Annotated in this window: 23 protein-coding genes; 11 read left to right on the top strand and 12 right to left on the bottom strand. The window is 71.2% G+C overall.

Annotated elements, in window-relative coordinates; genetic code table 11:
• The first annotated feature begins 77 nt into the window (after window positions 1-77).
• The 4 genes from gcvH (at window position 78) to IH61_RS46905 (ending at window position 4402) form a co-directional block, all read left to right on the top strand.
• A complete protein-coding gene (gene gcvH / locus IH61_RS0111085) occupies window positions 78-461 on the top strand; it encodes a glycine cleavage system protein GcvH (protein ID WP_031068287.1) in 384 nt (127 codons plus the stop codon).
• An 85-nt stretch (window positions 462-546) separates the two neighbouring features.
• Window positions 547-1827, top strand: a complete 1281-nt coding sequence (gene glyA / locus IH61_RS0111080; protein WP_031068286.1) for a serine hydroxymethyltransferase — start codon at window positions 547-549, stop codon at window positions 1825-1827.
• A gap of 154 nt (window positions 1828-1981) precedes the next feature.
• Window positions 1982-3349, top strand: coding sequence for an L-serine ammonia-lyase (locus IH61_RS0111075; RefSeq protein ID WP_031068285.1), 1368 nt, complete (start codon window positions 1982-1984; stop codon window positions 3347-3349).
• A 351-nt stretch (window positions 3350-3700) separates the two neighbouring features.
• The gene (locus IH61_RS46905; RefSeq protein WP_031068284.1) at window positions 3701-4402 is read left to right on the top strand and encodes a hypothetical protein; all 702 of its coding nucleotides are present in this window, start codon (window positions 3701-3703) and stop codon (window positions 4400-4402) included.
• A 23-nt stretch (window positions 4403-4425) separates the two neighbouring features.
• On the opposite strand, the gene IH61_RS0111065 is transcribed toward IH61_RS46905, so the two are convergent.
• On the bottom strand, window positions 4426-5985 hold the full coding sequence (locus IH61_RS0111065; protein WP_037972300.1) for an MDR family MFS transporter: 1560 nt from the start codon (window positions 5983-5985) through the stop codon (window positions 4426-4428).
• Between the two features lie 23 nt (window positions 5986-6008).
• Entirely contained in the window at window positions 6009-6602 is a 594-nt protein-coding gene (locus IH61_RS0111060) for an NADPH-dependent FMN reductase (protein WP_031068282.1), read from the bottom strand.
• Between the two features lie 130 nt (window positions 6603-6732).
• Here IH61_RS0111060 and IH61_RS0111055 point away from each other — a divergent pair, with 130 nt between their 5' ends.
• Entirely contained in the window at window positions 6733-7458 is a 726-nt protein-coding gene (locus IH61_RS0111055) for a TetR/AcrR family transcriptional regulator C-terminal domain-containing protein (protein WP_031068281.1), read from the top strand.
• Here IH61_RS0111055 and IH61_RS0111050 read toward each other — a convergent pair.
• A complete protein-coding gene (locus IH61_RS0111050) occupies window positions 7455-7895 on the bottom strand; it encodes a nuclear transport factor 2 family protein (RefSeq protein WP_037972298.1) in 441 nt (146 codons plus the stop codon). The two genes, IH61_RS0111055 and IH61_RS0111050, sit on opposite strands and share 4 nt — an antisense overlap.
• 95 nt (window positions 7896-7990) lie before the next feature.
• Window positions 7991-8500 (bottom strand): hypothetical protein, encoded by a 510-nt coding sequence (locus IH61_RS0111045; RefSeq protein WP_158844896.1) that lies wholly within the window; start codon window positions 8498-8500, stop codon window positions 7991-7993.
• Between the two features lie 1406 nt (window positions 8501-9906).
• Between IH61_RS0111045 and IH61_RS0111040 the strand changes: the two genes are divergently transcribed.
• Window positions 9907-10059 carry a hypothetical protein gene (locus IH61_RS0111040; protein ID WP_158844893.1) on the top strand — a complete coding sequence of 51 codons (153 nt, stop codon included), beginning with the start codon at window positions 9907-9909 and terminating at the stop codon, window positions 10057-10059.
• A gap of 1 nt (window position 10060) precedes the next feature.
• Window positions 10061-10414, top strand: coding sequence for a hypothetical protein (locus IH61_RS0111035; protein WP_031068274.1), 354 nt, complete (start codon window positions 10061-10063; stop codon window positions 10412-10414).
• Here the strand turns inward: IH61_RS0111035 and IH61_RS0111030 are convergent, their stop codons facing one another.
• From IH61_RS0111030 to IH61_RS0111015, 3 genes are all read right to left on the bottom strand, one after another.
• On the bottom strand, window positions 10415-11305 hold the full coding sequence (locus tag IH61_RS0111030; RefSeq protein WP_031068272.1) for an EamA family transporter: 891 nt from the start codon (window positions 11303-11305) through the stop codon (window positions 10415-10417).
• A gap of 464 nt (window positions 11306-11769) precedes the next feature.
• Window positions 11770-11976: a type II toxin-antitoxin system Phd/YefM family antitoxin gene (locus IH61_RS0111020; protein ID WP_051836792.1), complete on the bottom strand. Its 207-nt coding sequence runs from the start codon at window positions 11974-11976 to the stop codon at window positions 11770-11772.
• On the bottom strand, window positions 11960-12391 hold the full coding sequence (locus tag IH61_RS0111015) for an ATP-binding protein (protein ID WP_051836790.1): 432 nt from the start codon (window positions 12389-12391) through the stop codon (window positions 11960-11962). Before IH61_RS0111015 ends, IH61_RS0111020 begins: the two co-directional genes overlap by 17 nt.
• 65 nt (window positions 12392-12456) lie before the next feature.
• On the opposite strand from IH61_RS0111015, the gene IH61_RS0111010 reads away from it, so the two are divergent.
• Together IH61_RS0111010 and IH61_RS0111005 are read left to right on the top strand one after the other, a co-directional pair.
• Window positions 12457-12825, top strand: a complete 369-nt coding sequence (locus IH61_RS0111010; RefSeq protein WP_051836788.1) for a Scr1 family TA system antitoxin-like transcriptional regulator — start codon at window positions 12457-12459, stop codon at window positions 12823-12825.
• Window positions 12822-13025 (top strand): DUF397 domain-containing protein, encoded by a 204-nt coding sequence (locus tag IH61_RS0111005; RefSeq protein WP_031068264.1) that lies wholly within the window; start codon window positions 12822-12824, stop codon window positions 13023-13025. The genes IH61_RS0111010 and IH61_RS0111005 overlap by 4 nt, the downstream gene beginning before the upstream one ends.
• Before the next feature lie 243 nt (window positions 13026-13268).
• Here the strand turns inward: IH61_RS0111005 and IH61_RS0111000 are convergent, their stop codons facing one another.
• Complete coding sequence (locus IH61_RS0111000; protein ID WP_234327132.1) at window positions 13269-13586, bottom strand: ATP-binding protein; 318 nt, start codon at window positions 13584-13586, stop codon at window positions 13269-13271.
• On the opposite strand from IH61_RS0111000, the gene IH61_RS48405 reads away from it, so the two are divergent.
• Complete coding sequence (locus tag IH61_RS48405) at window positions 13534-13791, top strand: hypothetical protein (RefSeq protein WP_234327134.1); 258 nt, start codon at window positions 13534-13536, stop codon at window positions 13789-13791. The genes IH61_RS0111000 and IH61_RS48405 overlap by 53 nt on opposite strands.
• A 173-nt stretch (window positions 13792-13964) precedes the next feature.
• On the opposite strand, the gene IH61_RS0110995 is transcribed toward IH61_RS48405, so the two are convergent.
• The 3 genes from IH61_RS0110995 to IH61_RS0110985 all read right to left on the bottom strand — a co-directional run bounded on the left by IH61_RS0110995 (window position 13965) and on the right by IH61_RS0110985 (window position 18071).
• A complete protein-coding gene (locus IH61_RS0110995) occupies window positions 13965-15188 on the bottom strand; it encodes a L,D-transpeptidase (protein ID WP_031068260.1) in 1224 nt (407 codons plus the stop codon).
• Between the two features lie 209 nt (window positions 15189-15397).
• Window positions 15398-16657, bottom strand: a complete 1260-nt coding sequence (locus IH61_RS0110990; protein ID WP_234327127.1) for a L,D-transpeptidase — start codon at window positions 16655-16657, stop codon at window positions 15398-15400.
• A 187-nt stretch (window positions 16658-16844) separates the two neighbouring features.
• The gene (locus tag IH61_RS0110985) at window positions 16845-18071 is read right to left on the bottom strand and encodes a L,D-transpeptidase family protein (protein WP_199823295.1); all 1227 of its coding nucleotides are present in this window, start codon (window positions 18069-18071) and stop codon (window positions 16845-16847) included.
• A gap of 289 nt (window positions 18072-18360) precedes the next feature.
• Here IH61_RS0110985 and glgX point away from each other — a divergent pair, with 289 nt between their 5' ends.
• Window positions 18361-20544 carry a glycogen debranching protein GlgX gene (gene glgX, locus IH61_RS0110980; RefSeq protein WP_078911004.1) on the top strand — a complete coding sequence of 728 codons (2184 nt, stop codon included), beginning with the start codon at window positions 18361-18363 and terminating at the stop codon, window positions 20542-20544.
• Here the strand turns inward: glgX and IH61_RS0110975 are convergent.
• A complete protein-coding gene (locus tag IH61_RS0110975) occupies window positions 20469-21899 on the bottom strand; it encodes a family 2B encapsulin nanocompartment shell protein (RefSeq protein WP_031068253.1) in 1431 nt (476 codons plus the stop codon). The genes glgX and IH61_RS0110975 overlap by 76 nt on opposite strands.
• Window positions 21900-22111 lie beyond the last annotated feature (212 nt).

The raw sequence follows: 22111 nt of genomic DNA, 5'->3' as shown, positions 1-22111 counted from the left end.
CCCGTATCCGCACGTCGCAGCCGTCCCGGTGGCGGCCCGCGTCGTCGTACCCGCTTCGCATCCTGGAGAATGACGCCATGAGCAGCAAGAACCCCCAGCACCTGAAGTACACCAAGGAGCACGAGTGGCTGAGCGACGCCGAGGACGGTGTCTCGACGATCGGCATCACCAAGCACGCCGCCGACGCCCTCGGTGACATCGTCTACGTGCAGCTGCCCGAGGTGGGCGACACCGTGACCGCCGGCGAGACCTGCGGCGAGCTGGAGTCCACCAAGTCGGTCAGCGACCTGTACTCCCCGGTGACCGGCGAGGTCATCGAGGTCAACCAGGACGTCCTGGACGACAACGCCCTGGTCAACGGCGCCCCGTTCGAGGGTGGCTGGCTGTTCAAGGTCCGCGTCGAGGACACCGACGAGCTGCTCAGCGCCGACGAGTACGACGCGCTCACCCACGCCGGCTGACGCACGCGTGACCCGGGTGGGCCTTGACGGCGAGGCCCACCCACCACCGTCCCCCTCGCTCTCCTCCTCCCGGGAAGACCACACCATGACGGTTCTGAACCAGTCCCTGCACGCCCTCGACCCGGAGATCGCCGCCGCGGTCGACGCCGAGTTGCACCGCCAGCAGACCACCCTGGAGATGATCGCCTCCGAGAACTTCGCCCCGGTGGCGGTCATGGAGGCCCAGGGCTCGGTACTCACCAACAAGTACGCCGAGGGCTACCCCGGCCGCCGCTACTACGGCGGGTGCGAGCACGTCGACGTGGTCGAGCAGATCGCGATCGACCGGGTCAAGGCCCTGTTCGGCGCCGAGCACGCCAACGTCCAGCCGCACTCGGGCGCGCAGGCCAACGCCGCCGCCATGTTCGCGCTGATCCAGCCGGGCGACACCATCCTGGGCCTGAACCTGGCCCACGGCGGTCACCTGACCCACGGCATGAAGATCAACTTCTCCGGCAAGCTCTACAACGTGGTCGCGTACCACGTGGACGACAAGACCGGCCAGGTCGACATGGCCGAGGTCGAGCGCCTCGCCAAGGAGCACCAGCCGAAGCTGATCATCGCCGGCTGGTCCGCCTACCCGCGCCAGCTGGACTTCGCCGAGTTCCGCCGCGTCGCGGACGAGGTCGGCGCGCTGCTGATGGTCGACATGGCCCACTTCGCGGGCCTGGTCGCCGCGGGCCTGCACCCCAACCCGGTGCCGTACGCGGACGTGGTCACCACCACCACCCACAAGACCCTGGGCGGCCCGCGCGGCGGCGTCATCCTGTCCAAGGCCGAGTTCGCCAAGAAGATCAACTCCGCGGTCTTCCCCGGCCAGCAGGGCGGCCCGCTGGAGCACGTCATCGCGGGCAAGGCGGTCGCCTTCAAGGTCGCCGCCTCCGAGGAGTTCAAGGAGCGCCAGCAGCGCACCCTGGACGGCGCGCGCATCCTCGCCGAGCGCCTCCTCCAGGCCGACGTCGCCGAGGCCGGCGCCTCCGTGCTCTCCGGCGGCACCGACGTCCACCTCGTCCTGGTCGACCTGCGCAACAGCCAGCTCGACGGCCAGCAGGCCGAGGACCGTCTGCACACGGTCGGCATCACCGTGAACCGCAACGCGATCCCCAACGACCCGCGTCCGCCGATGGTCACCTCCGGCCTGCGCATCGGCACCCCGGCCCTGGCCACCCGCGGCTTCCAGGCCGAGGACTTCCGCGAGGTCGCCGACGTCATCGCCGAGGCCCTCAAGCCGGGCTTCGACGACACCGTCGCCGAGGCGCTCAAGGCCCGCGTCACCGCGCTGGCCGAGAAGTACCCGCTGTACCCGAACCTGGCCAACCAGGACTGACGCCGTACCGGGCCGGGGTGACCGGCCTCACCCCGTACGCGTACCTGGGACCCCGGGGCACCGCGCACACTGGACAGTGCGTGCGGTGCCCCGTCCCGTGTCCCCACTCGCCTTCTGCTCTGTCCTTCCACGAGACCAGACAAGGACGTCCCCCGTGGCCATCAGCGTCTTCGACCTCTTCTCCATCGGCATCGGCCCCTCGAGCTCCCACACCGTCGGCCCGATGCGCGCGGCCCGGATGTTCGCCCGCCGTCTGCGGTCCGAAGCCCTGCTGCCCCGGGTGACGGGCGTACGCGCCGAGCTCTTCGGCTCCCTCGGCGCCACCGGCCACGGCCACGGCACGCCGAAGGCCGTCCTGCTCGGCCTGGAGAACAAGTCCCCGCGCACCGTCGACGTCGACCAGGCCGACAAGGACGTCGAGCGGATCATCGCCGAGAAGAGGCTCAGCCTCCTCGGCGAGCACACCGTCGACTTCGACCCCGACACCCAACTGGTCCTGCACCGCCGCCGCTCGCTGCCGTACCACGCCAACGGCATGACCCTGTGGGCGTTCGCGGAGGACGGCTCCACGCTGCTGGAGAAGACGTACTACTCCGTCGGCGGCGGGTTCGTCGTCGACGAGGACGCGATCGGCGCCGACCGGGTCAAGCCGGACGACACCTCGCTGCGCTACCCCTTCCGTACGGGAGAGGAACTGCTGCGCCTGACCCGGGAGACCGGGCTGTCGATCTCCGGCCTGATGCTGGAGAACGAGAAGGCGTGGCGCAGCGAGGAGGAGATCCGCACCGGCCTGCTGGAGATCTGGGCCGTGATGCAGGAGTGCGTCCGGGCCGGCATGAGCCGCGAGGGCATCCTGCCGGGCGGCCTCAAGGTGCGCCGCCGGGCCGCCGCCGCGGCGCGGGCCCTGCGGGCCGAGGGCATCGGGCCGGCCAACGCCATGGAGTGGGTGACGCTCTACGCGATGGCCGTCAACGAGGAGAACGCCTCCGGGCGCCGGGTGGTCACCGCGCCCACCAACGGCGCGGCGGGCATCATCCCGGCCGTCCTGCACTACTACCTGAACTTCATCCCGGGCGCGGACGAGGACGGCATCGTCCGCTTCCTCCTCGCGGCCGGCGCCATCGGCATGCTCTTCAAGGAGAACGCCTCCATCTCCGGCGCCGAGGTCGGCTGCCAGGGCGAGGTCGGCTCCGCCTGCTCCATGGCCGCCGGCGGCCTCGCCGAGGTCCTGGGCGGCACGCCCGAGCAGGTCGAGAACGCCGCCGAGATCGGCATCGAGCACAACCTCGGCCTCACCTGCGACCCCGTCGGCGGGCTCGTCCAGATCCCCTGCATCGAGCGCAACGGCATGGCCTCGGTGAAGGCCGTCACGGCGGCGCGGATGGCGCTGCGCGGGGACGGGCGGCACCACGTCTCGCTGGACAAGGCGATCAAGACGATGAAGGAGACCGGGGCCGACATGAAGATCAAGTACAAGGAGACCTCGCGCGGCGGCCTCGCCGTCAACGTCATCGAGTGCTGACCGGGAGCGCGTTGTCGGCGGAACAGGGGCTACCGCTACAGGGCGGCGCTCTGTAGCGGTAGTCTCCGGTCTCGCCCCCGGCCGTCGCCGGACGGGCGGGTCTCGAACTTGGGGGGCGGCGTGGGGGCGTACTGGGACGAGCAGCGGCGGCAGTGGGTGCAGCAGGCTCCGCCCGCGCCCCCGCTGGGCGCGGTGCCTCCGCCCATCGGGGCGGTGCCGCCTCCGCCGATGGCTCCGCCGCCGCTGACGGCGCCGCTGCTGGGCTCGCAGCCGGTGCCGCCTCCGCCTTTCTCTCCCTCGGCGCCCCCTGCGGCTGCTCCTCCGCCTCCCCCGGCGCGCTCGGGTGGGCGGATGCGGCCGCGGGCGGTGCTGGTGGCGGCGCTCGTCGGGGTGCTCGCCGGGGCGGGTGTGGGCGGCGGGTGGTACCTGTACTCGCGGAACGACGGTGGCTCCAAGGTGAAGCCGGCCGCGCTCGCCACGCCGCTTCCGACCACCCCGGGCGCTGCGCCGCCCTCCTCGGACTTCACGTTCCCGGCCTCGCCGACCGCCGCTCCGACGGCGACGCCGACCCCCACCCCGACCACCGGGCTGCGCTCGACCACCGTCCAGGACGCGGCCGGCTTCACGCTGACCGTGCCGGACGGGTGGCAGCGGCGGGTGGACGGCACGTCCGTCTTCTACGACTCGCCGGACGGCAGCAGCCTCATCCAGGTGTTCTCCATGGGCACCGACAGCCCGTACAACCAGGCCGTCGCCACGGATGCCAGCCTCGCCGCCAACCCGTCCCGCTTCCCCGGCTACCGGAAGCTCTCGCTCACCCAGACCCCGGGCGGCGGCGCGGTGCTGGAGTACGCGTACGACCTCGCGGGCAAGGGCGTGCGGCACACCGTCGACCAGATGGTCACCACGCCCGACGGCCAGGTGTACGCCCTCCTCGTCGCCGGGCCCGAGACCGGCTGGCCCACGCCGCTGCGCGACGTCCAGCAGTCCCTGGCGTCCTCCTTCTGCCTCGCCGGCCACTGCCCGGCCACGCCGGCCACCCCGGGCGGCTGACGGGCCCTCTCCCCGGGCCGGAGTCACGCCTGCTGTGACACCGGGCTCTCGCCGGGGCTGGGGGCGGGCGCCGGGCTCGGGGCGAGCACCGGGTTCGCGTTCGGCCGGGCCAGGCAGGCGACGGCCGTGGCCACCGCCGCCAGGGCCACGCCGCCGACCACCGTGGCGTGCAGACCACTGGTGACGGCGCTGCCGACGGCGTGTCGGACGGTGGTGGGCAGCCCCGCCAGGGAGGCCGGGGTGAGGCCGCCACCGGTGAGGCGGGCGGCCTCCGCCGGGCCGACGCGTTCCTCCAGCGAGGCGGTCAGCCGCGCGGTGTAGGCCGCGCCGAGGGCGGCCATGCCGAGCGAGCCGCCGATGCTGCGCAGCAGGGTCACCACGCCCATCGCCGCGCCCATGTCCTGGAGCGGCACCGAGCCCATCGACGTCAGCATGGTGCTCTGCATCAGCAGTCCGATGCCGATCCCGGCGACCGCCGTGAGCCCGGAGGCCAGGGCCACCGGGGTGTCCGTCCCCAGGAGCAGCAGGAGCGCGGCCCCCGTCAGGGTCAGCACGCCGCCCAGCAGCGGGTAGCGCCGTTCGCCGCCGGGACGGCCCATCAGCCGGGCGGTGACCAGCTGGGTGCCCATCATGCCGAGCATCAGCGGCAGCAGGAGCAGGCCGCCGGTGGTCGGTGACACGCCCTGGACGAACTGGAAGTACTGCGGCACGTAGCCGATCAGGGCGATCATGACCGCGCCGGTGAGGAAGCCCAGCACCTGGGACACCGTGAAGTTGCGGCTGCGGAACAGCGTCGGCGGGATCAGCGGCCCGGGGGCGCGCCGTTCGGTCCGGACGAAGCCGGCCAGTGCGGCCACCGCGACCAGGGCTGTCCCGAGGATCAGCGGAGACGTCCAGGCGTACTGTGTCCCGCCCCAGCTGCCGACCAGGGTGAGCCCGAGGATGCCGGTGGTCAGCAGGGCGACCCCGGCCCGGTCGAAGGGGGCGCGGACCGGCTCGGCCTTCGCCAGCCGTACGCCGACGCCGACCGCGAACAGGGCGAACAGGCCGACCGGCAGGTTGACGTAGAAGGCCCAGCGCCAGCTGAGCCGGTCGGTGAGGAACCCGCCGAGCAGCGGCCCGCCGACGAAGGCGACGGGCATCAGCACGCCGATCACCGACTGCACCCGGCCCCGGTCGGAGGCGGGCACGAGCACCCCGATCACCGAGAGCGCACCGACCATCAGCCCGCCCGCGCCGACGCCCTGGAGGGCGCGGAAGGCGATCAGCTCGGTCATGTCCTGCGCCAGTCCGGACAGGGCCGTGCCGGCCAGGAAGACCACCACCGCCCACTGGTAGGCGCCCTTGCGCCCGTAGAGGTCACCGAGCCGGCCCCAGAGCGGGGTGGCAGCGGCGGAGGTGAGCAGGTAGGCGGTGACGGCCCAGGCGAGGTGTTCCAGCCCGCCGAGGTCGCCGACGACGGTCGGCAGTGCGGTGCCGATGATCTGCCCGTCGAGGGCCGCGAGGAAGATGCCGAGCATCAGCCCGATCACGCCGATCAGCGGCGGCTTGGGGCGGTCGTCGGCGACCGGTTCCGTGGTCATGGTGGCGCCGTGCCCTTCCCGGCTCAGGCTGCGAACGGACGGGCCTGCCGGGCGACCCTCAGCCCCCGGGCCCACCAGTCCAGTTGGTCGAGCAGCGCGTCGGCGGCGGCGTCGGCGGCCGGGTCGCGCGGCCTGCCGTGCTCGTCGAAGCTCTGGGCGGCACCGTGGAAGCTGACGGTGTTGCGGATCGTCACGGCGTTCAGCTCGGCCATCACCACGCGCAGCTGCTCGACAGCCCGGAGCCCGCCGGAGAGCCCGCCGTACGAGACGAAGCCGACCGGCTTGGCGTGCCACTGGTGGTTGTGCCAGTCGATGGCGTTCTTCAGCGCGGCCGGGAAGCTGTGGTTGTACTCGGGCGTGACGACCACGAAGGCGTCGGCCGCCTCCAGCCGGGGCGAGACGGCGCCGAGCAGTTCGATCTCCTCCGGCGGGAGTTCGCCGCCGAAGGAGGGCATGACGGTCGGCAGCGGGGTGGCCTTCAGGTCGACCAGGTCGGCGGTCATGTCGCCGCGGGTCTTGAGGTGGCCGAGCAGCCAGTCGGCGACGACCGGGCCGAAACGGCCGTTGCGGGTGCTGCCCAGGAGGACGGCGACCTTGAGGTTCTGGTGCGTGGACATGGAGATCCCCTCCGGACGACGGGCACGGCGACTCTGTGTACGCCGTATCACCTTCGATACAACGTACACATCGGCGCGTACGTCGTCCACTCACCGATACGACGTACACTCGAGTGGTACCGTGGGGCCCATGCCCGCCCAGCAGACACCCTCCGACCAGCCCTCACTCTGGGAGCGGCTCGACCGCCCGAGCCCCGCGCCGCGCAGCACCCTGACCCCTCAGCGGATCGCCGCCGCCGCAGTCGCCATCGCCGACACCGAGGGCCTGGACGCCGTCACCATGCGCCGCCTGGCCGCCGTCCTCGACGTCGCCCCGATGGCCGCCTACCGGTACGTCTCCGGCAAGGACGAACTCATCGAGCTGATGGTCGACTTCGTCTACGGCCGCCTCCCCCTGGACACCCCGGCCGGCGGCTGGCGCGCGACCATGCACTCACTGGCCGTCCACCTGCGCGCGATGAACCTGGAGCACCCCTGGATCGTCCGGGCGGCCGCCCCGACCGTCCTCAGCCCCAACCAACTCGCGGTTCCCGAACGGGCCTTCGCCGCCCTCGCCGAACACGGCCTGGACGCCGACACCACCATGGCGGTCTTCCGCACCGTCACGGGCTACGTCCACGGCTCCGTCGCCACCGAACTCGCCCTGGAGAACCTGCGCCGCGACCACGGCTGGGCCGACGGCGAGGAGACCCGCGCCGCCCTGGCCCCCCGGATGTCCTACCTGATGGGCACCGGCCGCTACCCCGCCTACGAGCAGTACCTCCACCGCGCCACCCGCAAGGACGACCCCGCCTGGCACTTCCACACGGGCCTCAACTGCGTCCTCGACGGCATCGCCACCCACTTCGGGCTCTAGCTACCGCTCTCCAGCCTGGCCGCGACGGCGGACAGCCGCCCCATCGCGTGGGCGACGCCGAGGCCGTCCATGTAGTCGCGGACGTGCACGAGCAACCCGTCCCGGGCCCGCAGCACCAGCAGGCCGGGGAGGGCGAACGGCGCGCCGGTGCCGGCGATCGTGCCGATCACCGTCTGCTCGACGGTGAGCACCTCGGGGTCGGCACCCGGGTGGACGGCCACCTCCCGGATCTCCTGCGGCCTCGCGGCACTCGCACCCCAGGCGGCCCGATACCCGGCCCGGACCTCCTCCCGGCCCGAATAGCGCTCGGGCATCCCGGGAAAGAGGAACGGGAACTCGTGCACCCCGTCCTCGGCGTAGAGCCCGGCCAGCGCGTCCGCGTCGAGATCGAGCATCGCCCGGCGGTAGCGGGCGAGCAGTTGCAGCACATCCGACATGTCCGGCCCCCATAGATCACACGGTCACGCCACCCTATCGACGCCCCGCCCACCCGCACAGGAAGTCGGCCCAGCCGACTTCCTGTGCGGGGCGATCAGCCGGATCGCGGCGCGGCCCTACGAAGTAGGTCGCCGTCCGCACAGGTCTGGTCCAGGTCATTGACGAGGCAGAGGCTGTATCCACCGCTGTCCCGGTGAACCCGCCCCGACACACTGCAAGGATCGGGGCGGGCGACCGGGTCCGCCTCCGGTGTCAGGTAGAAGTCACGGCCCTTGGTCGGCGAAGGGTCGGACCGATCATGGCCAAGGATGTTGTCCGGCTCGGAGAAGAACTCCCAGTGCGCGACCGGAAGCGTCGGCCGACACAACCCGTCGGGCAGGGCACGGTCGAGCCCGCGCGCAGAGGCGCTGTGGTCGGCTGCGATGTGCAATCGGGCGCCGGCCGCGTTGCCCCAGTCGCCCACGAAGTCGGCCTGCTCGATGACGACTCGGTCGCCTCCGGCATCAGTTGGCAGGACGAAATCGTAGAACGTCCCGCATCCCACTGGCACCACGATGCACAGAGCCAGTGCCCAGGCCCATTTCGGCACACGCGCCAAACCCATGCCGCCCCCACGGATCAAGGGCCGCGACGCGTCGAGATGACACGAACCATCAGCCCGCCGCCAGCTTCGCAGATTTTTTGAACGCGTTCAACTGCCTCTGGCAAGGTGGCCCACGCGCAGGAAGTCGGCCGGGCCGACTTCCTGCGCGACCGGTTCCCAGCAGCTTGAGTGGGGCTGGGGTTGTCACGCGGCTGCCGGGGGCACCTGGCCGGGGTCGGGGGGTGCCCTGCGCAGCGACTCTTGGCCCTCTCCCGGCAGAGTGGGGTTGGATACGGCGGTGACCTCGCAGGCTGCACGATCTGGGCCCTTGCGACCGTGCCACAACCCTGGCTCGACACGAGCTGCCGGCCTCGGCCCAGCCCCAGGTGAGGCTTTGCGGCTGAGCGAGAGCCTCAGCCTGACGCCAACTGCCGGCCACACCGGCCGCACACCCTGAGCCCCGGCCCCAAAACCCCACCCAGGTAGAGCCTTGCGGCCGTGCAGGGCGAAGCCCCGCACGGCCGCGTCACAACCCCGACCCGACACCAACTGCCGGCCACAACAGCCACACGAGCCGCGCACCCCGAGCTCCCGCCCCAAAACCCCACCGCAGGTGTAGAGCCTTGCGGCTGTGCGGGGCGGAGCCTCGCACAGCCGCGCCGGGACCTCGCCCGGCACGAGCCACCAGCCACAGCAGCCGCACGGCTGCCGGGCCCCCACCACACCCCCACCTCAGGTAGGGCCTGCGGCCGTGCGCGGCAACCCTCGCACGGCCACGCCACAATCCCAGCCGGACACAAGCCACCAGCCACAGCAGCCGCACGGCTGCCAGGTCCCCACCCCAGGTGGGACCTTGCGGCTGTGCGGGCGAAGCTCGCACAGCCGCTTCACAACCCCGGCCCGCTCAAACTGCCAGCCATAGCGGCCACACGCCCTGCGGCCGAGAGGGCCCCAGCCCGCAACGCCCCATCCCGGGTGGGGCGTTGCGGTTGCGCGGGGCGAAGCCTCGCACAACCGCGATGAGACCCCGGCCCGAGACGAACTTCCAGCCACAGCAGCCCCACGGGCCGCGCGTCGCCCGGCCCCCACCCCAAAACCCCACCTCAGGCACGGCCGCACCACAACCCCGACCCACTCAAGCCGCCGGCATTGGTGGCCACACGCCCTGTGGCCGAGAGGACTCCAACCCGCAAGGCCCCACCCCGGGTGGGGTTTTGCGGCTGCGCGGGGCGAAGCCTCGCGCAGCCGCGCTGAGACCCCGGCCCGCCACAAGCTGCCGGCGTTGGTGGCCGCACGCCCCCATGGTTGCCAGGACCCCACCTCGGGTGGGGCTTTGCGACCTCGGACCGGGGCCTCGGCTTGGCTCACCTTGAGTGGTGTTGAACGCGTTCAAATTGATGTGCCGGACTCGGCACATCGGATCGGGCGTGGGGGGCAGGGTGTACAAGCAGAAGCAGCGGCGGAGTTGGGCCGGAAGGTTGTTCAACGGGTGCGCGATCGGCTGCGGCTCGGTGATCGGGGGGTATGTGCTGCTGGTGGGCCTCCTCGTAGTCCTCCGCGTCATCGGCTCCTTCATGTGAAGTGGGTGGCGATGCTGCCCTCGTCGAGCAGGCCGACATGGTGGGCGACTGGGGCAGCGGCTCCGGCGCCCGACTGCACGTGGCGGCCGACCACAGCGCCACCGTGAGCGGGCTCGACCCTGCCACCCTCCCCTCGGGGTGTCCGACCGTCGCGACGGACGCCGCTTGGAAGTTGGAAAGATCGAAGACAGCCAGGAAGGACACGTTCTCCCTACAACTGAGCCCCCAGGCGTCCACGTCCTGCTACGTCGACGCAACGGTCAAGCGCGATGACGACGGCCTCAACCTCTGCCTCGTCACGGACCCGGACCAGTCCTGCGTCGAGGAGAAGGAACTCCTTCGCAAACTCCCGTGATCAGGCGGCGAGGGCGGCCAGGCCCGTGGCGAGGAGGGCGAGGCCGCACCAGGAGAGGGGTGGGAGGTGTTCGCCGAGGGCCAGGACGCCGAGGAGGGCTGCCACGGCGGGTTCGGCGAGGGTGAGGGTGGTGGCGGTTTGGGGGGTGGTGTGGCGGAGGCCGTGGCCGAAGAGGCGGTAGGCGAGGTAGGTGGTGATGACGGCGAGGTGGAGGACGACGGCGGTGCCGCGTACGGAGGCGAGCCAGTCGGACGGTTCCAGGGCGAGCACGGGCAGGACCAGGACCGCCGCTCCGCCGAACATCGCGCCCATGACGGCACCGGAGGGGTGCCCGGCGGTGATGAGGCGCCCGCCGATCAGCGAGTAGAGGGCGTACGAGAGCCCGGCGAGCGCCGCGAGCAGCACACCGAGGAGGTCGATCGGCGTGCCGCCCGAGAGGCGGGGGCCGAGGACGAGGAGGGCGCATCCGAGGACGGAGAGCGCCGTCGCCCCGCTCCAGCGTGCGCTGGGGCGTCCCTGACCGGTGAGCCAGGCGAGGAGGCCCGTGAACACCGGTGCGCTGCCGAGGGCGATCACCGTGGCGACGGCGACCCCAGTGCGGACGACGGCCGGGTAGAAGGTGACCGGGTACCCGACCACCCCCAGCGCACCGAGGGCGAGCAGCCACCGTTCGCGTGTGCGGCAGACCAGGGGAAGGGCCCAGGCGGCGCGGGAGGTGAGGAAGAGCAGCAGCCCGCCGAGCACCAGGGCGGCGGCGCCGATGCCGGCTGCCGGGGCGCCGCCGGGTGCCAGGGAGCTGGCGGTCCCGGTGGTGCCCCACAGCAGGGCGGCGGCGAGGATGGGAGCGGGCCCGTCGAGGAGGCGGGCAGGGGGGAACGTACGCGTCGACACAGTCGTGAACTTCCGTCGTCGAAAACCAGCGGATGGGGTGGTTTCGAGAACGGGCGCACGCAGAACTCAGACCACCGTCGCGTACGCCCGGTCAGGCGGCGAGCGGTGGCAGGCAGACGCGCCAGTAGAGGTTCACGGAGCCGATGCTACTCGGCGACCCGATCGGCGGCAGGAGGATGGGCGAGGTGTGACGCCGGGCGCGCGATTTGTGAGCGGCGACAGGGCAGATGGACGACCGCGCAGGAAGTCGACCCAGCCGACTTCCTGCGCACCAGGGCGTCTTCAGCCGAGGGCGCCCAGGGTGATTGCCTGGACGCCGGAAAGGTCCGAGAAGTCGGCGAAGGCGTCGGGCATCGTCTGCCGTCTCCACCCCAAGGTGCAGTTCTGCGGCAGTGATCGCGGCGATGGCCACGTCGTCATCCGAGGCGAACAGTCCGCCTTGATCAGGACGCCGGTGTCGAGAATCAGTCGGCGGGCCACTCAGCCACCTCGTTGCTGAGCAGGTCACGCACGGATTCCACATCCGCCGCGAAGTCTTCGTCCGGTCCGAACCGCCGGAGGAGGTCATTGAGCGCGGCGCCGTTCCCGGAAGGCGCGGGCCCGATCACCGCGATGCGGCGACCCCCTCGGGTAACGATGATCGTTTCGCCGTGCTCAGCCGAGTCCAGCACGGCGGCGGAGCTTATCTGAGGCGACCCTGGCGGGCGAGAGCAGGGCGAGTTCGAACCAGACGACCTTGCCGAGGTAGCCGGGGCCTCGCGGGTGCGCGCCCCAGGTGGTGGCGAGGGCGTCGACGAGGGCGAGGCCCCGGCCGGACTCGTCGTCGGGGGCGGCGTGACGGAGGGCGGGGAGGTCGGGGGCGGCGTCGGTGACCTCGACGCGGAGGGTGGTGAGGGTGGGGAGGAGGAGGCCGACGCCGATCAGGCGGTCGCGGGGGACGCGGGGGTGGCGGCAGGCGTTGGAGACGAGTTCGCTGAGGAGGAGCATCGCGATCTCGGTGGACTCGTCGGGGATCTGCCACTCGAAGGCTTGCCGGAGGAGTTGGATGCGAGCGCGGCCCGCGCTGCGGGGGTGGCGGGGGAGCATCCACTCGATGGAGTCGGCGGGCTGAGTGCCCGATTCCTCGTACTCCCAAGGACTCTGATGATCGGTTGAAGAAGTCCACGGTGCTGTTCAGCTTCACCATCTACGAAGCCGCCCTGCACACACTCATCGGCGGCAAGGAAGTCATGAGGGGCCAGCTCTTGCGGCTGCTTGAGCTTGAGCACTCACGCAACATCCGGACCCAGGTCATCCCGATCGGGCATGCGATCCCATCTGCACTCTCGGGATCACTGGTCATCATGGAAACGATCAACAACGAGCAGTACGCGTACGTCGAGACCCACGGAACGAACGCGCTCCACTCAGACCCGTGTCTCGTCGGCGAACTCAGTAGGCGACACGCGATGATCCGCGCGCAGGCCCTAAACGTTCAGGGTTCAGTGAGGCTCATCAGGAAGACGATGGAGCAACTATGAGTGCCAAGATGACGTGGTTCAAGTCCAGTTACAGCGACTACGAGGGCGGCAACTGCGTCGAGGTCGCCCCCTCCCCCTCCGCCATCCACGTCCGTGACTCCAAGGACGCCTCCGGACCCTCCCTCACCTTCTCCCCCGACGCCTGGTCCACCTTCCTCACCTTCGCCACCACGGTGAATATTCACAGGCGCCAGCGTTAACCTATGCAAAATCCAAAGGTGAAGTAGGTTACAAACCTTTCATTCCAAGCCACCCGGTTTGCCCACATGCTGAGATCCATGCGATAGTCAAGACACGACTTCGGCGGGCCCGACCTGGCACTGCCGACGACCATCGCGCGGCACGCACCCCCTTGGCCGGCGCGATGACTAGCAAGGGCCCCCTCCGCCGAACAAACGGCGCACCCGGGGGCCCTGCGTGTTTCCCGCTCCACATCCCCAACTTCAGCCGCGCTCGCGCACCTTCAGCTCGAACCACACACCCTTGCCGCGCGGCAGCAGGTCCGCCCCCCACCTGTCCGCGAGATCATCCACGATCTTCAGCCCCCGCCCCCGCTCGTTCACCGGGTGCGGCTCCGCCAGGATCATGCACGGCAGCGCCCGCGACGAGTCCCTCACCTCGATCCGCAGCCACCCGGGCTTCCGGCCGACATGCAGCCCGATCGTCCTCCCGGCCGCGTGCCTCACCGCGTTACTCACCAACTCACTCGTGAGTAACTCCCCCACCTCCAGGTGCTGGTGCAGCTCCCAGGACTCCAACACCGAAAGCACCAGCCGCCGCGCCACCGGCCCCGACTCCGCCCTGGACGGCAACCGCACCTCACTGGGCGAGGACGGGTCGCACAGCCTCCCGGAATACATCTCCTCCAGCTCCTCGGAGCTGAGCCGCTCCAGCGCCGAGAGCGTGCCCTGCACGTCGATCCAGGACGCCCCGGCGACCGGGCCGACCCCGGGAACCGTCGACTGATCTGTTTCGCCCCAACCCGCCATGCGGACCATCATTGCGGAACGCAAGCGGCCGCGTACGGACAATGAGCAAACGATCTCCCACGAGTCGGCATATGCCGGAAGCAAGCCGGCCACGAAAAAGGGCCAACCCGGGCCGACGTACGTCAAGCCCGGGTTGACCCGCACAGCGACCTACCAGGCACTCCAGGGGATGTTCCACCCGCTGAGCCCGTTGTCCGGCTCCAGCGTCTCCTTCTTGACGGAGTTCTTGACGATCACCACGTCCCCGACCATCGACCCGGCGTAGAACTTGCCGGCCGCCGAGGAGTCGCTGCCGCCCTCCGCGTCCTTGAGCGCGACGCAGCCGTGGCTGACGTTGTCGCCGCCGAACACCCCGTTCCTGGCCCACCAGTTGCCGTGGAAGTACGTCCCCGAGGTGGTCAGCCGCATGGAGTGCGGCACCTGGAGGTCGTACGGCGCGCCGCTCATGCCGGGCAGGGTGCTGGACTGCATCCGCACCGTGCCCTCCTTCGACATGATCACCATCGTGCCGTTCCAGGTCGGGTGGTCGTCCGAACCGGAGGTGATGTCGAGCTGCGAGGTCTGCCCGGCAGAGACCAGCGTCATCTGGTGCGCCGCCGCGTCAACCGTCGCGATCTGGCTTCGCCCGATAGTGAAGGGCTCGTCCCGGTCCGTGCCGTAGATGCCGGGGGCGATCTCCACGCTCTTCAGCCGGTAGTGGACGGTCACCTTGGTGCCCGGCTTCCAGTACTCGGCCGGACGGAAGTCCAGGCGCCGGTCGCCGAACCAGTGGCCCTTGACCACCGTGCCGTTGTCCGTGTCGAAGGTGATGGCCTTCGCCACCGCCTCCTTGTTCTTCACGTCCTTGCTGAAGTCGACCGAGACGATCATGCCGACGCCGTACGTGGCGTCGTTGTCCACGTTGTCCGCCGCCTTCGCCAGCGCCTCGGGCGTCAGCGTCGTGAAGTTGCTGTCCGCCTCCGCGACAGCGCCGTCGGCGTCCGCCGCCATCGCGCTGACCAGGTACGCGGTGCCGACCGACAGGCCCGTCGTCGGCGTCCAGGAGAGGCCGTCCGCGGCGATGGTGCCGGGAACTTCCTTTCCGGTCTTGTCACTGACCTTGACGGTGGTCAGCTTGCCGCCCGTCGCACCGACCTTGAGCGCGCCCGGTGCCACGTCCACCGAGCCCGCCTTCGGCTCGATGTTCACCTTGGCCTGCGACACCTTCGGCGCCGCGCTGGTCGGCGCCGCCGACGCCGAGGTGGGGGCCGCGCCGGCCCCGATGTCGGCCTTGGCACCGCCGCCGCCGCCACTGCCGCCGCTGCTGCACGCGGCCGTCATCACCATCGCCCCGCCGACCAGTCCGGCGGCCACGACCCTGCGTATCGACCTCACAGTCGATCCCTCCCTTGCTCCCCACGGGCCAGAAGCCCCGACCGCTACACGCTCAAGCCCTCGGAAAGGTTGCGCCCTTCGAGGGCCTTCTTGCCCCGAAAACCCGGGCGGCCCGACCCCAACGGGTGAGGTCGGACCGCCCGGCTGTGAAAAACCCCGCACAAACCCCCGGGAAGCCCGGATTCACCAGGCCGACTCCCGGGTAGGGCCTACCAGTTGGCCCAGGGGACGTTCCAGCCGCCCAGCCCGTTCGAGGGCGAGACGGTCTTCTCCTTGCTGTTCACGATCTTGACGACGTCGCCGACCATCGAGTCGTTGAAGAACTTCCCGGCCACCGAGCTGTCGCTGCCGCCCTTCTCGTCGGCCATCGACACGCAGCCGTGGCTGGCGTTGGTCTTGCCGAACGGGCTGGCCCAGTAGTTGCCGTGGACGAACGTGCCCGTGGTGGTCAGCCGCATCGCGTGCGGCACGTCCTGGATGTCGTACTCGCCGCCGAGACCGACGGTCTGCGAGTTCATCCGGGTGACCTTCTCCTTGGACATGATCACCATCGTCCCGCCCCAGGAAGGCGTGGCGTCCGCGCCCAGGGTCACCGGCACGGTGGTGGACTTGCCCGCCGTCTCGACGGTCATCATGTGCGACTTGGCGTCCGCCGTGGAGACCCGGGAGCGGCCGACGGTGAACGGCTCGTCCTTGTCGATGTCCCCGTAGATGCCGGGCGCGACCTCGACGCTCTTCAGCCGGTACTTGATGGTCACCTTGGTGCCCGGCTTCCAGTACTCGGCCGGACGGAAGTCCAGCCGCCGGTCGCCGAACCAGTGGCCCTTCACCTCGGTGTTGTTGTCCGTCGCGAAGGTGATGCCCTTCAACACGGCGTCCTTGTTCTTGACGTCCTTGTTGAACTCGACGGAAACGATCATGCCGACGCCGTAGGTGGAGCCGTCACTGATGTTGTCGTTGGTGGAGACCTTCTTCGCCGGCGTCAGCGTGGTGAAGTTCGTCGTCGACGCGGCGACCAGGCCGTCCGCGTCCTTCGCCTGCGCGTTCACCTTGTACGCCATGCCCACGGCCAGCGCCGCGGACGGCTTCCAGCCGGTGCCGTCCGGGGTGATCGCGCCCTCGACCGGCTTGCCGTTCTTGTCCGTCACCTCGACGGTCGTCAGCTTGCCGTTGGCGACCGACACCGCCAGCGCGCCCGGCGCCACGTCCTGGGCGCCGTCCTTCGGCTCCACGCTCAGCACCGCGGCCGAGTTCTTCGGCGCCGCCGAAGCCGCGCCCGTACCCCCGCCCGTACCCGCGCCCGCGTCCGCCGGCGCCGTGGCGGCCGCGTCCGTGGACCCGCCGCCCTTGTCGTCGTTGCACGCCGCCGTGAGCAGCAGCACCCCGCCCATCAGCACCGCCGCAGCACCCCTGCGCCCGAAGCGCCGGCCAGTGCGTATCGCGGCGCCTGCCGCCGTACCCGTACTCACGGTTCTCTCCCTCCCGGTGTCCACTCAGATGACGCCTCGAACGCCCTCCCGAGTTGCACCGGGCGCCGATCTTCCGCGCCGGGACCCCGGCGCGCCGGAGAAGGATAGCTGGGCCGTCTGAGTGAATCCCGAGGGGAGGTGGGTGGAGCAGGGGTGAAGCCTCCGTGAAAACCCGCCCCCGCCGCTCTCAGCGCAGCGCGCTGCCCGCCAACCACTGGTCCCAGGGCAGGTTCCAGCCGTTCAGCCCGTTCGACGGCGGCACCACGTCCCCCGTCGCGGCCCGCACCTCCACCACGTCCCCGGGGACGGTGTGCTCGAACAGCCAGCCCGCCGGGGTGTCCCTGCCCGTGCCGCCCTTGGTGTCGGCCAGGCCGATGCAGCCGTGGCTCGTGTTCGCCGAGCCGAACACCGACGGGTTGGCCCAGTAGTTCCCGTGGACGAACGTGCCCGAAGCCGTCAGCCGCATCGCGTGCGGGACGTCCTTGATGTCGTACTCGTCGCCCATCCCCACCGTCTGCGAGTTCATCCGCGTCACCTGGTACTTCTCCGACACCACCATCACACCGCGGTACGTCGAGTGCTCGGGGCTCCCGCCCGACACCTTCAGCACCCGGACCACCTTCCCGCCCTGGCCCGCCCGGACCGTCAGCGTGTGCGCGTCCAGATCCACGGTGGACACCTGCGCCCGGCCGATGACGAACCGCAGATCACGGCTCTGCGACCCGAACTCCCCCGGCGCGCCCTGCACGTCCTTGAGACGCAGCGCCACCGAGACCTTCGTGCCCGCCGCCCAGTACTGCTGCGGACGGAAGTCCAGCCGCTGATTGCCGAACCAGTGCGCGGCCACCGGCACCGGCGGGTCCGCGCTCACCTGCACGGCGCGCTCCACGGCCGCCCGGTCGACGATCGGGCGGCTGAACCGCAGCGAGACCGGCATGCCGACGCCGACCGTCGAGCCGTCCTCCGGGGTGAAGAAGGCCACGAAGGTGTGGGCGCGGGCCACGGTCGAGAACTCCGAGTGCTGGGCGGCCCTCTGGCCCTGCTCGTCCTCGGCGACGGAATCCAGCGTGAACGCCGTCCCGAGCGGCAGCGGCCCGTCCGGCGCCCAGGAGGCCCCGTCCGTGGCGATCGTCCCGGACACCTCCGCGCCCTTGGCGTCCGCCAGCCGTACGGAGACCAGCCGCCCCTGCGCCGCACTCACCCGCACCGCGCCCTCCGGCTGCACGTCCTGCGCCCCGTCCGCCGGCTGCGCGCTCAGCACCGCCCGTGACACCGCCGGCGGAGCACTCGGCCCGGCCGAAACCGCATCGCCCGCAGGAGCGGCACCACTGCTGCACCCGCTCAGCAACACCAGCCCCCAGGCCGCCGCCCCCACACGCCGCGCCCACACCCACATCCCGGGGCCTCCCACCATCCACAACCGCTACCCCCGGCACAACGAGCCCCATCCCGGCGGAGACACGCCAACCACCCCAACAGCCCCGGCAGGACGAGCGGCTCGGGCGCCGGCGACGACAGGCCCTGCAGGGCGGGCGGACGGGTCGGCGGCCGCGCGGGGCACGGCCCGCGCGGCCGCCCCGGTGCGAGGTGGGCCGGGACGCCAGCCGCTGGCAAGGTGTTGTTCATCTGCTTCCCCTCGCCACAATCCGGGAAAGAGAAAACGAGCGGGCCCCCACCCACCCCCACGCACGGAGGGCACAGCCATGGACACCGCAATGCCCCCGTGGCCCGGTAGCTGGCAGCCCCTGGGGGCCCGCGTGCATTCCGACGGGACGAACTTCGCCCTCTGGGCGCCCGACGCCGAGGCCGTGGACCTCTGCCTGTTCGACGACGACGGCCACGAGACCCGCCACCGCCTCACCGAGCAGACCTTCCAGGTCTGGCACGGCTTCCTCCCCGGCGTCACCCCCGGCACCCGCTACGGTTTCCGCGTGCACGGCCGGTGGGACCCGTGGACGGGGGCCCGCTGGAACCCCGCCAAGCTGCTCCTGGACCCGTACGCCCGCGCCGTGGACGGCGACTACGCCTCCCACGACGCCGCCTGCGCCGCCGTCCGCAACTGGCCGGAGGCTTCCGTCGCCGACACCGTCCGCGACAACCGCGACTCCGCCCCGCACGTGCCCCGCTCGGTCGTCGTCCACGACGACGACGACTGGTTCGACGACCACCGCCCCAAGACCCCCTGGGCGGAGACCGTCATCTACGAGCTGCACGTGCGCGGCTTCACCATGCGCCACCCCGACGTCCCCCCGCCCCTGCGCGGCACCTACGCGGGCCTCGCCCACCCGGCCGCGATCGCCCACCTCACCCGTCTCGGCGTGACGGCCGTCGAGCTGCTGCCCGTCCACCAGTTCGCCAGCGAGGACCACCTCCAGGCCCGGGGCCTGGTCAACTACTGGGGCTACAACACGATCGGCTACTTCGCCCCGCACGCCGCCTACTCCTCCTCCGGCTCCCGCGGGGCCCAGGTGGGCGAGTTCAAGCGTATGGTCCGCGCCCTCCACGCGGCCGGAATCGAGGTGATCCTCGACGTGGTGTTCAACCACACCGCCGAGGGCGCCGAGCTGGGCCCGAGCCTCTGCTTCCGGGGCGTCGACAACGCCGCCTACTACCGCCTCGCCCCTCACCGTCCGCGCGGCTACGCCGACTTCACCGGCTGCGGCAACACCCTGAACACCCGCCACCCCCAGGTGATCCGCCTGATCACCGACTCGCTGCGCTACTGGGTGACCGAGATGGGCGTCGACGGCTTCCGCTTCGACCTGGCCGCCGCCCTGGCCCGCACCGCCGACGGCGTGGACATGCACCACCCGTTCCTGGCCGCCGTCTCCCAGGACCCGCTCCTCAGTCGGGTGAAGCTCATCGCCGAGCCCTGGGACGTGGCCCCCGGCGGCTACCAGGTCGGCGGCTTCCCGCCGCTGTGGGCGGAGTGGAACGACCGGTACCGCGACACCGTACGGGACTTCTGGCGCGGCGCCCGCCCCGACGTCCGCGAGCTCGGCTACCGCCTGTCCGGCTCCTCCGACCTCTACCAGCGCGGCGGAAGGCGCCCCTACGCCTCCGTCAACTACGTGACGGCGCACGACGGTTTCACGCTCCGCGACCTGGTCTCGTACGACCGCAAGCACAACCGTCCCAACGGCGAGAACAACCGGGACGGCACCGACGACAACCGCTCCTGGAACCACGGCGCCGAGGGCGAGACCTCCGACCCGGCCGTCACCGCCCTGCGCCTGCGCCAACTCCGCAACCTGATGGCCACGTTGCTGCTCTCCACCGGCGTCCCCATGATCACCGCCGGCGACGAGCTCGGCCGCACCCAGCGCGGCAACAACAACGCCTACTGCCAGGACAACGAGACGAGTTGGCTCGACTGGTCGCTCCTCGACCACCCCGACTGGCGCGAGCTCACCGACCTGACGGCCCGCCTGGTCCACCTGCGCCGCGCCCACCCCGTGCTGCGCCGGCGCGCGTTCTTCTCCGGGCGGGCCAACGCGCCGGACGGCCGGCCCGACCTGGCCTGGTTCACCCCCCAGGGCAAGGAGATGACGGAGGCCGACTGGTTCACCCCCACGGCCTGCCTGGGCATGCTGCTCTCCGGCACCGAACTGGCGGACGACAGCTTCCTCCTGCTGCTCAACGCGGGGCCCGAACCGGCCCTGTTCACCCTCCCCGAGGAGCCCTGGGCCGCCCCCGACACCCCGTACACCACGCTCGTCGACACCACCGGCACCACCGAGCGGCACCCGCACGCCGCGGTCCCGCTGGGCGGGCACGCGCTGCTGCTCCTGCGCGTGCCCGCCCGGGAGGATCAGCCCCGCGCGTGCCCGACCTCGACGTTCTCCAGCACGCCGATCGCGTCCGGCACCAGCACCGCCGCCGAGTAGTACGCGCTGACCAGGTACGAGGCGATGGCCTTCTCGTCGATCCCCATGAACCGGACGTTCAGCGAGGGCTCGACCTCGTCCGGGATGCCGATCTGGTTGAGCCCGATGACGCCCTGGTTCTGCTCGCCGACCCGCATCGCGATGATGGAGCTGGTCTGGTCGGCCGCCACCGGGATCTTGTTGCACGGGAAGAGCGGCACCCCGCGCCAGGTCGGCCGCTGCTTGCCGAGCACCTCCGCGGTGCCGGGGTAGACGCCGAGCCGGTTGCACTCGCGCTCGAACGCGGCGATGGCCCGCGGGTGCGCGAACAGGTAGTCGGTGTCGCGGCGCATCGCGAGCAGGTCGTCCAGGTCGTCGGGGGTGGGCGCCCCGGAGTGGGTCTGGATGCGCTGGTCGAAGTCGGTGTTGCTGAGCAGCCCGAACTCCGGGTTGTTGATCAGCTCGTGTTCCTGGCGCTCGCGCAGCGCCTCGACGGTCAGCCGCAGCTGCTGCTCGGTCTGGTTCATCGGCTGGTTGTAGAGATCGGCGACCCGGGTGTGCACCTTCAGCACGGTCTGGGCGACGCTCAGCTCGTACTCGCGCGGCCTGAGCTCGTAGTCGACGAAGGCGCCGGGCAGCTCGTACTCGCCCTCGTGGCCGGCGGAGAGGTCGATCTCCGCCTCGCCGTGCGCGTTCCGGGCCTGGGCGGCGTCGGCCGCGACGCCCAGCAGGTGCTCCCGCAGCCCGGGCGAGCGGTCGGTCAGCTCCTGGAACTGCGACCACTGCAGCGCCATCGCCACGCCCGGCGTCGCCGCCCGCACGGTGTACGGCCAGTTGCCGGACGCCTCGGTCAGCCCCTCGTCGCCGATGTGGTCGCCGTCGGCAAGTGTGCCGACGACCGTCTCCTCGCCGTACTTGCCGGTGCCGAGCCGCTCGACCTTGCCGTGCGCGATCAGGAACACCTCGGAGATCGGCTCGCCCTCGCGCACCAGCACGTCGCCCGGCGCGAAGTCCCGCTGCACGAACCGGCGGGCCAGCTCCTCGAGCACCGCCTCGTCCCCGAATCCGCGCAGGGCGGGCACCTCGGTCAGCGAGGGGGCGATCACCGTCACCGAGGAGCCGGTCTTGGCGAAGCCGACCCGGCCGCGCCCGGTGGCGTAGCTCAGCCGCCGGTTGACGCGGTACGTGCCGGCGTTGACCTGCACCCAGGGCAGCATCCTGAGCAGCCAGCGGGAGGTGATCTCCTGCATCTGCGGGGCCGACTTGGTCGTCGTCGCCAGGTTCCGCGCGGCTGCCGTGCTGAGGCTGAGCTGGGCCCGTACCTGTACCAGTGCGGCGCCGCCGCCCGGGGTCGTGGGTTCGGTATCGACCGTCATGTCCTGAATCTCCCGCCACTCGTTTCACAGCTGAACACTCGTCAGGAGATGTAATCGGCCGTTGTGGGGGCGCCCGCAAGAGGCGCACGGCGCACTGTTCCCTGCACGAACGGCCGCGCGCGCCCCGCGATTCGCGCCCGCCCCGCCCGTTCGAGTGGCCGGTTCTCCACGGGCCGCGGCGACAGGGGCGAAAAACCGGATGATAAATGTCG

Source organism: Streptomyces sp. NRRL WC-3742 (genome assembly GCF_000720635.1).
Lineage (GTDB): Bacteria > Actinomycetota > Actinomycetes > Streptomycetales > Streptomycetaceae > Kitasatospora.
Note: the sequence above shows the minus strand (reverse complement) of the source record. Positions and strands in the feature narration are given on the sequence as shown.